Raw genomic sequence first — 10,105 nt, 5'->3', positions numbered from 1 at the left:
AGCGTTCATCCTGAGCCAGGATCAAACTCTCCAATAAAGTTAGTTTGTCTAGCATCTAAAATAAAAATTGACGTTTCACGTTGTTTGTTTCGTTCAGTTTTCAAAGAACTAAAAGCGGGTGAAGAGAATCGAACTCTCGACCAGAGCTTGGAAGGCTCTTGTTTTACCACTAAACTACACCCGCGTGGTCGGGAAGACAGGATTTGAACCTGCGACCCCCTGGTCCCAAACCAGGTGCTCTACCAAGCTGAGCCACTTCCCGTAATTGGCGCGCCCGAGAGGAGTCGAACCCCTAACCTCTTGATCCGTAGTCAAACGCTCTATCCAATTGAGCTACGGGCGCTTATTCATGATGTTTTTTCGTCGTTGTAATTTGGCGACTCAATTATCTTATCATACTACATTTTCAAATGCAAGCACTTTTTTAAGATTTTTTTGATGCGGCCGAGAGGACTTGAACCTCCACGGGGTTTCCCCCACTAGGCCCTCAACCTAGCGCGTCTGCCGTTCCGCCACGACCGCGCGAAAAAAAACAAAAGTGAGCCATGAAGGACTCGAACCTTCGACCCTCTGATTAAAAGTCAGATGCTCTACCAACTGAGCTAATGGCTCGTAAATGGCTGGGCTAGCTGGATTCGAACCAGCGCATGACGGAGTCAAAGTCCGTTGCCTTACCGCTTGGCTATAGCCCATCGAAATAATTATCTTCTTTCCAAAGACAAATGTTATTGTAACATAATGTCCAATAAAAAACAACTGCTGTATAGCAGAAGTTAAAATGGCGGTCCCGACCGGGGTCGAACCGGCGATCTCCTGCGTGACAGGCAGGCATGTTAACCACTACACCACGGGACCATTTGGTTGCGGGGACAGGATTTGAACCTGCGACCTTCGGGTTATGAGCCCGACGAGCTACCGTGCTGCTCCACCCCGCGACAATACTATTCATATAAAATTATATGGTGGAGGATGACGGGATCGAACCGCCGACCCCCTGCTTGTAAGGCAGGTGCTCTCCCAGCTGAGCTAATCCTCCGAAGTGGTGACCCGTACGGGATTCGAACCCGTGTTACCGCCGTGAAAGGGCGGTGTCTTAACCACTTGACCAACGGGCCAATATGTATGGCAGAGAAGAAGGGATTCGAACCCTCGCACCGCGTTAGCGATCTACTCCCTTAGCAGGGGAGCCCCTTGAGCCACTTGGGTACTTCTCTGTATGGCTCCGCAGGTAGGACTCGAACCTACGACCGATCGGTTAACAGCCGATAGCTCTACCACTGAGCTACTGCGGAATAATGAAGACAATTTGTATCTTATAAAAATTCTCTCTGTAAGTCAAGAAGTTTTTAACAACATCTTGTTCAAACGTGACATGTTTATAATATACTGGATTGCGTTTTTACTGTCAAGATGTTTTCGATATCGGTTTGAGTTTCCCTTTACACTTTCCACAGACATATCTTTTTATATTTATTTGACGCCTTCTTACATATTGAAGTGAACACTCCATACATTCATACTTATAAATCTTTTTTTCCTTCTCTTCATTAATCATTCGTTTACAAAAACGTGGTGCATCAACTTTCTTTAACAACTCACGAAAATCCCTGTCCCTGTGCTTATACCCTCTTCCTGCAATATGTAAGTGATAATGACAAAGCTCATGTTTAATAATCCCGACTAACTCTTCTTCACCATACAATTCGTAATATCGATAATTCAGTTCGATATTATGACTCTTCAATAAATAACGCCCACCAGTTGTACGTAATCTATTATTAAACACCGCTTTATGTAAGAACGGTATCTCAAAGTATTGTAGTGACACTTCTTCCACTAGTCGCTGAATTTCTTGCTCATCCACTCTCATTCCTCCTAAACAAAAAAATATTTTTACACTTTTCTCCCTTCTTATACATATATTAAATAGTACATATACCCATCCTCATGTAAGAAGCGTGGTTTCTAAAAACAAAACATGAATAGAAATCCACTCACCAACCTCTCATCAATAGCATTTTAGATTTTTGAGAGCAGGATTAAACAAGGAGGGATTCCTATGCCTACGTGGCTAAAAAAACAAATGCAACGTGCATATTTCGAAAAAAACCGGTATCAAATTAAGTTATTAAATGAATGCTGGTTTTATTATAGCAAAATACATCAAAGCTCATAATCCATTACACTTTTTATTTCATAAAAAAAGAGCAGTTTCATCTGCTCTCTTCTCTTACTATTCAATCGGCAACATAGATAGTGCAACGCGTCCTTTTTTTGTATCAATATCATCTACCCATACTTTTACAATTTGCCCTACTGATACAACATCTAACGGATGCTTTACAAACTGTTTGCTAAGTTTAGAAATATGTACTAAACCATCTTGCTTTACACCAACATCAACAAAAGCACCAAAATCAACAACGTTACGAACTGTTCCTTCTAGTTCCATACCACGTTTTAAATCTTCTAATTTCAAAATCCCTTTTTTCAAAAGTGGTTTAGGCAACTCATCCCTCATATCTCGTTCAGGACTAATAAGCGCATCTATAATATCAACTAACGTCGGCTCCCCAACTCCTGTTTCTTGAGATAACTTAGAAATCTCTACTTCTTCCAATCTCTTTTGTAATTGCGGTTGTCCTACGTCATCTATCGATAACCCTAGACTCTTCAATAACAATTCAACATTTTTATATTGCTCTGGATGAATACCTGTTCGATCTAATGGATTCGCTCCTTCTAGTATACGTAAGAAACCTATACATTGTTCATAAGTCTTTGCACCTAAACGTGGGATTTTCTTTAATTCCGTGCGCTTCGTGAATTTCCCATCTTCTTCTCTCTTTGCTACAATATTTTTCGCAACAGTTTTCGATAAACCTGAAACATATTGTAACAATGCAACCGAAGCCGTATTTACATTAACCCCAACTTGGTTAACAGCTGTTTCTACTACAAATGTTAATGACTCATTCAGTCTCTTTTGAGATACATCATGTTGGTATTGTCCAACCCCAACTGATTTAGGATCAATTTTCACAAGTTCAGCAAGTGGATCTTGCAGACGTCTCCCAATAGAAACGGCACTTCTCTCTTCAACTTGTAAATTTGGGAATTCCTCACGGGCTAAATCAGAAGCTGAATATACACTAGCACCCGCTTCATTTACAATAATATAAAAGACATCTCGGTTCACACTTTGTAATACATCTACTATAAACTCTTCTGTTTCTCTAGATGCTGTCCCATTACCAATTGCAATCATTTCAACTTGATATTTATCTATAATAGAAAGAACTTTCGTTTTTGCATCATCATATTTACGAACAGGTGGATGCGGATAAATAACATCGATATGTAGTACTTTCCCCGTATCATCTACTACAGACAATTTACAACCAGTTCTATATGCCGGATCTACCGCTAGCACGACTTTCCCTTTCATCGGAGGTTGTAATAATAAGTTACGTAAGTTCTCAGAGAAAATATGTATTGCTTGTTCTTCAGCTGTTTCTGTTAATTCTTTACGAATCTCTCTTTCGATTGAAGATTGAATTAATCGTTTATAACCATCTTCAATCGCTAATTGTACATAATGTGCACTTTTCGAATCGTTATCACGAATTACCTTCTTATTTAAGAAGGTTACTATCTCATCTACTGGCGGAACAACAGCAACTCTCAATATATCTTCTTTCTCGCCACGATTCATTGCTAATACACGATGTGGTACTACTTTTTGCAATGGTTCTTCATAACTGTAATACATTTCATATATATTCTTTTCATCTTTTTCTTCATCTTTCACGGAAGAAGACATAACACCTTTTCTAAAAGTAACATTTCGAATCCAACTACGATACGCAGCTTCATCTGAAACCATTTCTGCAATAATGTCTTGTGCACCTTGTAAAGCTTCTTCTGCAGATTGCACTTCTTTCTCTACATTAATAAATTCCACTGCCTTTTTAGCCGGATCTTCTTTCTTATATAACAATAACCATTCAGCTAATGGTTCTAATCCTTTTTCTTTAGCAACTGTCGCTTTCGTTCTTCTTTTCTCTTTATATGGACGATATAGATCTTCTACTTCTTGCAACTTTGTAGCTTTAACAATTTGCTGTCGTAGCTCTTCTGTCAGTTTCCCCTTCTCATCAATAAGACGAAGAACTTCTTCCTTCCTATCTTCAAGTTGCATCATATATTGCCATCTCTCTAAAATCGTACGAATTTGCACCTCATCTAAAGAGCCTGTCCATTCTTTTCGGTAACGAGCAATAAATGGAACTGTGTTACCTTCTTCTGTTAATTGAATAACATGACGAACTTGCTTTTCGGTAAAGCCTAATTCTTTCACTAACATTTTCATTAACGCTTGTCGATTATCTACCATTTCCATATACAACCGTAACCTCCTCTATAATAAAAAAAGTTGCCCTTCAAAGAGAGCAACTTAAACTGCCGATTTAAAAATCTATTAGTCCTAAACTAATTTGTAGCGCTTCATCTACACGAATCATCATCACTTCATCTAAGTGAGTGATTTTGTCCGTTAAGCGCTGCTTATCGATTGTTCGAATCTGCTCAAGTAAAATAACAGAATCTCTCTCAAAACCGTACTTTTTCGCATCAATTTCCACATGAGTGGGTAATTTCGCTTTTTGAATCTGTGCAGTAATAGCCGCTACAATCACCGTTGGACTAAAACGATTTCCGATGTCATTTTGAATGACAAGAACCGGACGAACGCCTCCTTGCTCAGAACCAACAACTGGGGAAAGGTCTGCAAAATACACGTCGCCGCGTTTTACAATCAAAATATTACCCCCCGCTAACTAAGCGTTCTACTGTATGAGCTGCTTCATACTCTGCTAAGAAAGCTTCAGATGCAATACCAAGATTAATTTTTCCCATTTCAATGTACCCACGTCGCATTGATTCATGTTGGTAGCGTTTCTTCGTCTTATGTTGACGCAATAACAATTGTGTTGCCTGGCAAATTAGTTCATGGCGATTCTTATTCTCTTGTTTTCCAATTCCGTCCAATTCCGTTACCATTTGCTTTGGCAACCGAACCACGATTTCAGTAGTTACACTTGATTCGGACACAAAAATACACCTCCACCGTCAACTACACACCCAAATATATATATGACACCTATTGTAATAATACCATTGTATGGAGCCTGTTGCAAAGACTTCCTTATTCCTTGCTTATGTTTTCCAATTCACAAACAAAACATTCATCTTCTTAAATTTTTTATCTCATAACTAACTAAAAACAATAGAACTCCTCTTCAAAACTTACGTGCAACTTATATAAAAAATGATTATAAGTAAAAAGCTTCTCATCAAAAAGAGCTTATTATCCAGCAATGAACAGTCACTCCAATGACAAGAAGCAATCATACTACCTTCTATATATTGTTCAAGTAATTAATTATCTCTACAACCTTACCATTCCGTATAAATATTCTTGGCACACGGAAACTGATCGTTGCAATAATTTCATAATTAATAGTCCCTGAGTATTCCGCAACCTCTGTAGCGCTAATATACTCATCTCCTTGCCTTCCAATAAGCGTAACTTTCGTACCAAGTGGCACTTCACAAGGAAGATGAATCATGAACTGATCCATTGTTACTCGCCCTACAATCGGTACCCTTTTACCATTTATAAGCACTTCAAATCCTTGTAACCTCCTAAGCCACCCATCTGCATAGCCAATCGCTACAGTCGCAATCCATTCTTCAGTTTTCGTTCGGTAGGTGACGTTATAACTAATTCCATCCCCTTTAATTACCTGTTTAATATGAGCGACTTTCGTATGAAGTGATAGCGCCGGTTCTAATTCAAATGGTAAAAAAGGACGTATTTCTACAGAAGGAGATAATCCATACATTGCAATCCCAATTCGCACTGCATTAAATGTAATCCCTTGAAAACGTAACGTCGCAGCACTATTAGCTGTATGAACAAACTTAGGATCCACTCCGAATTCTTTCAACCAACTTAACTGCTCTAAGAACGTGTTATATTGCTTATCAAAATACGAAGTCTCAACCTCATCTGCCGTTGCAAAATGCGTGTATACTCCTTCTAACTCTAAAAACGGTGCACCCTCTAAACTCTTTAAAAATTCTTTTAGCTCTTTTCTTTCACGTATTCCAATTCTCCCCATACCACTATCAAAGTTAATATGGAATTTCATTACAGATGAACCATCCCAAAGTTTAATTGCTTCGTCCACCCATTCTTTTTGAAAAACAGTTAGCGCTACATCATTTTCAGCAGCTACATTTACATCACGCGGCGGCGAGGGACCTAACACTAAAATCGGCTCAGTAATACCAGCCCTCCGAAGCACTAAAGCTTCATCTAAAAAAGCAACAGCTAACCTTGTTGCACCTGCTTCTAATGCCGTTTTAGCCACCGGTACATAATCGTGCCCATATGCGTTTGCTTTAACTACAGCAAAAATCTCTACATTACTTGGGATGAACTCTTTAATATGTGTAACGTTGTTATAAATGGCATCTAAATCCACTTCCACCCAAGTGTCACGGTAAAATGGTGCTTCTTCCATAAATACACTTCCTTATACACGATATGCGAAGCTTATTCTTTTATATGCTTTTTTTATGAAATCCACCTTCAAACTAAGAAAAGACGTGGTGCACATATATCACCACGTCTAAGAAGTTTACTTCACCTGCTTCGCTGTAACTGAACGAGCAACCATTAACAGCTCCTTCGGCTCTAAACCTTTAGACACGAGCATATATTCTACTCCGTTATGCGACCACGTTACAGAGTCTTTCGTTAATGCACCAATCGTAAACCCAAGATCAACTGGTTCTCCACTTACACTTACCGCTGATGATGCCTCTGCAACTTTTGCCTTTTCTTGTATTAAAGTAAAGGATTTCTTATTTCCAGTGTATGTGAGTATCGCACGCTTGCCACTGTCTGTCTTCAACTCTTTTTCATCTTGCAGAGTCATACCTTGTGGTGTATCAAGTGGATACAAAATAGCAAACGGTTTGTCTTCTTTCGCTGTTGTTTGAACATCTACCTGCGCTCTAGACATATTTTGTTTCGTATCAAATGCACCTTTATCAAATTTCGCATCGAATTTCACTTTAGAGAAATCTACTTTCACAAGAACATTTTGATCATTATCCATTAACTTCACTGAAACTGGAGTCAAGTCGCTCTTATTCAATGTAATCTCTTGTCTCGGCAACATATTTTGATGTTGATAGTTTGTTTTTGTTTTAAAAATATAATACTTATCTGTTTTCTCAAAAGTAAGGTTTTTCTTGTCCTGCAAAATATCTCTTACAAGTGATTCATATAAATAAGCCTGGCTACTATTTTGCGGCCAATCACTTTGAAAACGGAAGCTCTTATTAAGTGCTGGCGTTAATACAAATACACCTTCTTCATTTCTCAAAATAATTTGGCTCTGATCTTTTTTTGCATTTTTTAAATTCACACGATAAAAAGACGGTTCCTTATGCCAAATCTCTACGTTATACTCTTGAGGCTCATTGCCTGTTTTAATAGATAATTTTGCCTCAGCTTGATAACTTTTCATCCCTTTTACTTTTGATTCTAAATCTCTCACGACATCATCTTGCTTCTTTTCCATACAACCCGCCAACACAAAAACGGTCAACAAACCGACAAGAACTAAAAACAGACGCCTTTTCATCAATTCAGCCCCTTTGCCCCTATAAATGAATGGAAGATGTACCTTCCTTATCGCTACCTCAAATATATGAGACAAAGATATAAAATATGCAGACTAGCGTGACAAGCTTTCTAAAACAACTTGAGCAACAGCAAATTCCTTACTATGACTAATTGATAAATGAACAATATACTCTGTACTTGTAATCAGAATTGGCTTACCTCTTTCATCATTTTTCACTTCAATATCTAAAAAACTCACTTCTTTTCCGATACCAGTACCTACAGCTTTTGAATACGCCTCTTTCGCTGCAAACCTTCCAGCTACAAACTCTGTAAGGCGACTTCCTTTCAGCTCCATAGCAACATTACGTTCATTTTCCGTTAAAATACGTTCCATAAATTTAAGCTTTCCATCTAGCATTTTTTCAATACGATTTAATTCAATAATATCGATACCAATCCCTATAATCATTTCAAAATCCCCTTCTTCTATTTAACTTTCTTCTTTCATATTGATAAGAATAACAGAGAATCTTTCTGATGCAAAAGGGGTGATAGTAACCGTATGCTAATAAGATCCACTCATATTTCTTTACAACCGACTATTCTTACCTTACTGCTTATTCATTTAGTCATGATGATATTAGGCGACTTTTTTCTCTTACCACTGGCAGCCTCTAATGAATATATCGCGAAAGGAGAATGGTGGCGTGTCATAACTTCTCTTCTCGTACACGTAGACTTACAACATTTTCTTTCTAATAGTATTTTTTTGTTTGCTCTTGGTTCTTCTATCGAAAAGCAACTCGGACACTTTTCTTTTTTTATTCTATTTTTTCTCTCTGGAATTTCTGGAAATATTTCTTCTTATATTATTATGCCACTTGAATATATTCACGCAGGTGCATCAGGTGGTATTTTCGGACTATTAGGTGCACAGTTATTTTTATTGTACAATCGATACCGCTCTTCAAAACCAAAAGAAATTGCCATTTTCTCAATTATGATACTTCTATTACTGCTATTTACTTTCTTTAACCCTTCTGCCAATCCGATCAGTCATTTAACAGGTTTAATAACCGGTGGCATTTTAACCCCTTTTTTAACAAAAAAAAACGATGGTGCAAAGCTTATTTAATATAAAAGCTTGCACCATCGATAATTTCTACATCTACTTGTTCACTTAAATCTCTCATTAATTGAAATAAAGACTCATCCTTCATCTTCGCCTCAATCATACAATCAATTTGCGGAACACTTCCCTTTATCCTTCTTAAAAAAGATAAAAATGCGTCTACATTAATATAATCTGCATGAGCCCTTGGATCTTTTCCCTCTCTAGGGCTAGAGATATGCATTTTAATCGGCAACAAAGACGTTTCCCACGTATGAACAACACGTGCCCAATCTTCATACCAATCTTCTTGCTCATTATTCATCATATGGTGATGCAAGTCAAATACGACGGGAATATCTAATTTTTCTCCTAAATATAATGTTTCCTCTAACGTAAAGGTTGTATCATCATTTTCTAATATAATCATTTCTTGAATACCCCTTGGGACATTCGACCAATTCTCTATAAAGCGCTCTAATGCAAGTTCTTTATCTTTATATCCTCCTCCAACATGCAGTACACATCGTTGCTTATGTTCAATCCCCATGCCTTTTAATAATTTTTTGTGCATCTGCAATGTTTTTACAGATTGTTTAAAAACACTCTCTTCAGGTGAATTTAGTACAACAAAATGATCTGGATGGAAATCAATTCTCATATTCATATGAACTGCATATTCACCTAGTTTTTTTAAATTTTCTTTTAACGGACGAATATAGTTCCACTCTAGCAATTCCTCATGATTCGCTAAAGGAATGAGCTTTGAACTGAGCCGAAAGAAAGATATGTCATGCCCTTTATTATGCTTTAATAAACGTAAACAATTTTCTAAATTGGAATTAGCAATTCTTTCAAGCTTACGAATTGCAGCATCACGATCATCTAATTTCTGAAACTGTGCATACGTCATCGTTTGAGATGGAGATGCATTCTTCAAATGCACACTCATCGCAACGTAACCAAGCCTTACAAGCATATAACAGCCCCTTTTCTATCATAACTATTATGTAGTATGCACAATTATAGAAATAAAAAAAGAGAATGCCCGCAAAGGGCATTCTCTTTTTTTTATTAAGCTTGTGGACGGCTATGATGTTTTCTTTCGCCGCGTCCATTTGAAGAACCAGGGCGACCTTGACCTTCACCTCTACGACCACGACTACCACCATCACGATTACGATCGCGGTTACCATCACGATTGCGATCACGGTTTCCGTCACGATTACGTCCATCACGGTTACGGTCACGATTACGTCCATCGCCACCGCCGCGTCCATCACGACTAC

The 10,105-nt window shown here is 38.0% G+C and carries 10 protein-coding genes, 12 tRNA genes and 1 pseudogene; 2 read left to right on the top strand and 21 right to left on the bottom strand.

Features of this window, described 5'->3' with window-relative positions; translation table 11 throughout:
- Window positions 1–113: 113 nt before the first annotated feature.
- From MR107_RS27915 to MR107_RS27855, 13 genes are all read right to left on the bottom strand, one after another.
- Window positions 114–184 (bottom strand) — tRNA-Gly (locus tag MR107_RS27915).
- 1 nt (window position 185) lies between these two features.
- Window positions 186–262 (bottom strand) — tRNA-Pro (locus MR107_RS27910).
- Between the two features lie 4 nt (window positions 263–266).
- Window positions 267–343 (bottom strand) — tRNA-Arg (locus MR107_RS27905).
- A gap of 96 nt (window positions 344–439) precedes the next feature.
- Window positions 440–522 (bottom strand) — tRNA-Leu (locus MR107_RS27900).
- 17 nt (window positions 523–539) lie between these two features.
- Window positions 540–612 (bottom strand) — tRNA-Lys (locus MR107_RS27895).
- A gap of 5 nt (window positions 613–617) precedes the next feature.
- Window positions 618–692 (bottom strand) — tRNA-Gln (locus MR107_RS27890).
- An 87-nt stretch (window positions 693–779) separates the two neighbouring features.
- Window positions 780–855, bottom strand: a tRNA-Asp gene (locus MR107_RS27885).
- 3 nt (window positions 856–858) lie between these two features.
- Window positions 859–935: transfer RNA gene (locus MR107_RS27880), tRNA-Met, on the bottom strand.
- Window positions 936–960: 25 nt separating this feature from the next.
- A tRNA-Val gene (locus MR107_RS27875) sits at window positions 961–1,036 on the bottom strand.
- 4 nt (window positions 1,037–1,040) lie between these two features.
- Window positions 1,041–1,115 (bottom strand) — tRNA-Glu (locus tag MR107_RS27870).
- Between the two features lie 8 nt (window positions 1,116–1,123).
- Window positions 1,124–1,214, bottom strand: a tRNA-Ser gene (locus MR107_RS27865).
- A gap of 3 nt (window positions 1,215–1,217) precedes the next feature.
- Window positions 1,218–1,292, bottom strand: a tRNA-Asn gene (locus MR107_RS27860).
- Window positions 1,293–1,405: 113 nt separating this feature from the next.
- A complete protein-coding gene (locus MR107_RS27855; RefSeq protein ID WP_071740807.1) occupies window positions 1,406–1,864 on the bottom strand; it encodes a SprT family protein in 459 nt (152 codons plus the stop codon).
- A 195-nt stretch (window positions 1,865–2,059) separates the two neighbouring features.
- Here MR107_RS27855 and cmpA point away from each other — a divergent pair, with 195 nt between their 5' ends.
- On the top strand, window positions 2,060–2,176 hold the full coding sequence (gene cmpA, locus MR107_RS27850; protein WP_001143642.1) for a cortex morphogenetic protein CmpA: 117 nt from the start codon (window positions 2,060–2,062) through the stop codon (window positions 2,174–2,176).
- Window positions 2,177–2,233: 57 nt separating this feature from the next.
- Here the strand turns inward: cmpA and MR107_RS27845 are convergent, their stop codons facing one another.
- The 6 genes from MR107_RS27845 to acpS form a co-directional block, all read right to left on the bottom strand.
- Window positions 2,234–4,402, bottom strand: a complete 2,169-nt coding sequence (locus MR107_RS27845) for a Tex family protein (protein WP_000426242.1) — start codon at window positions 4,400–4,402, stop codon at window positions 2,234–2,236.
- A gap of 67 nt (window positions 4,403–4,469) precedes the next feature.
- Complete coding sequence (ndoA, locus tag MR107_RS27840; RefSeq protein ID WP_000635963.1) at window positions 4,470–4,820, bottom strand: type II toxin-antitoxin system endoribonuclease NdoA; 351 nt, start codon at window positions 4,818–4,820, stop codon at window positions 4,470–4,472.
- Between the two features lie 4 nt (window positions 4,821–4,824).
- Window positions 4,825–5,112 (bottom strand): antitoxin EndoAI, encoded by a 288-nt coding sequence (locus MR107_RS27835; protein WP_000004570.1) that lies wholly within the window; start codon window positions 5,110–5,112, stop codon window positions 4,825–4,827.
- Window positions 5,113–5,420: 308 nt separating this feature from the next.
- On the bottom strand, window positions 5,421–6,590 hold the full coding sequence (alr, locus tag MR107_RS27830; protein WP_000390615.1) for an alanine racemase: 1,170 nt from the start codon (window positions 6,588–6,590) through the stop codon (window positions 5,421–5,423).
- A gap of 117 nt (window positions 6,591–6,707) precedes the next feature.
- Window positions 6,708–7,658: a LolA family protein gene (locus MR107_RS27825; protein WP_002004297.1), complete on the bottom strand. Its 951-nt coding sequence runs from the start codon at window positions 7,656–7,658 to the stop codon at window positions 6,708–6,710.
- 156 nt (window positions 7,659–7,814) lie between these two features.
- A complete protein-coding gene (acpS, locus tag MR107_RS27820) occupies window positions 7,815–8,174 on the bottom strand; it encodes a holo-ACP synthase (protein WP_000583416.1) in 360 nt (119 codons plus the stop codon).
- Between the two features lie 93 nt (window positions 8,175–8,267).
- Here acpS and MR107_RS27815 point away from each other — a divergent pair, with 93 nt between their 5' ends.
- Window positions 8,268–8,840, top strand: coding sequence for a rhomboid family intramembrane serine protease (locus tag MR107_RS27815; RefSeq protein ID WP_000908523.1), 573 nt, complete (start codon window positions 8,268–8,270; stop codon window positions 8,838–8,840).
- Here the strand turns inward: MR107_RS27815 and uvsE are convergent.
- Window positions 8,833–9,795, bottom strand: coding sequence for a UV DNA damage repair endonuclease UvsE (gene uvsE, locus MR107_RS27810; RefSeq protein WP_000961166.1), 963 nt, complete (start codon window positions 9,793–9,795; stop codon window positions 8,833–8,835). The two genes, MR107_RS27815 and uvsE, sit on opposite strands and share 8 nt — an antisense overlap.
- A gap of 95 nt (window positions 9,796–9,890) precedes the next feature.
- Window positions 9,891–10,105 (bottom strand): annotated as a pseudogene (locus MR107_RS27805) (DEAD/DEAH box helicase); the annotation flags it as partial.

Source organism: Bacillus cereus group sp. BfR-BA-01441 (genome assembly GCF_022663075.1).
GTDB classification, from domain to species: domain Bacteria; phylum Bacillota; class Bacilli; order Bacillales; family Bacillaceae_G; genus Bacillus_A; species Bacillus_A cereus.
The sequence above is the reverse complement of the archived record's forward strand: the minus strand, read 5'-3'. Positions and strand labels throughout refer to the sequence as shown.

Coding starts and splice junctions, on each gene's coding strand:
- cmpA (WP_001143642.1), top strand. CDS start 2,060: ATGCCTACGTGGCTAAAAAAACAAATGCAACGTGCATATTTCGAAAAA.
- MR107_RS27845 (WP_000426242.1), bottom strand. CDS start 4,402: ATGGAAATGGTAGATAATCGACAAGCGTTAATGAAAATGTTAGTGAAA.
- alr (WP_000390615.1), bottom strand. CDS start 6,590: ATGGAAGAAGCACCATTTTACCGTGACACTTGGGTGGAAGTGGATTTA.
- MR107_RS27825 (WP_002004297.1), bottom strand. CDS start 7,658: ATGGAAAAGAAGCAAGATGATGTCGTGAGAGATTTAGAATCAAAAGTA.
- acpS (WP_000583416.1), bottom strand. CDS start 8,174: ATGATTATAGGGATTGGTATCGATATTATTGAATTAAATCGTATTGAA.
- MR107_RS27815 (WP_000908523.1), top strand. CDS start 8,268: ATGCTAATAAGATCCACTCATATTTCTTTACAACCGACTATTCTTACC.
- uvsE (WP_000961166.1), bottom strand. CDS start 9,795: ATGCTTGTAAGGCTTGGTTACGTTGCGATGAGTGTGCATTTGAAGAAT.